At 54.2% G+C, this 395-nt stretch carries 1 protein-coding gene; it reads right to left on the reverse strand.

Going from position 1 to position 395, the window contains the following annotated elements; translation table 11 throughout:
- The coding region (locus BQ17_RS21200; RefSeq protein WP_141699405.1) for a helix-turn-helix domain-containing protein at positions 1-308 on the reverse strand (308 nt) is incomplete at its 3' end.
- Positions 309-395 lie beyond the last annotated feature (87 nt).

The following is a 395-nucleotide window of genomic DNA, read 5'->3' on the forward strand; positions in this document are numbered from 1 at the left end:
GGTTCACTACAAGCCAGTTGGATGAGACGCGCTTCTTGCTCGCCATCCAGAATCGGCTCCCGTGACGGGCGAGCCTGTTTCCGGCGCCCCAGTGCGGCTTCAAGCCCCTGCTCCACAAAGCGTTGGCGTAGGTTAGAGACGGTTCGCAAGGCACATGAAAAGGCTTCTGCGGTTTGCACATCATTCCAATCCGGTCCGTTGGCATCGACCTTGAGCAGAACATGAGCGTGCTTGATCTTGTATGCTGCGGCCTGGCCTTTGTTGACCAACTCGCTGAGCTGCGCCCGTTCTTCTGCCGTCAGACGCACAATATATTTTTTGGGTGGTGGTTAATTTTTAAATGCCAGCTTAACCAGTAGCTGGCAATAGCTCCGTATTATAGCGGTGCAGGAAGA

The sequence above is a fragment of the Candidatus Thiosymbion oneisti genome, from assembly GCF_900092655.1.
Taxonomy (GTDB): domain Bacteria; phylum Pseudomonadota; class Gammaproteobacteria; order Chromatiales; family Chromatiaceae; genus Thiosymbion; species Thiosymbion oneisti.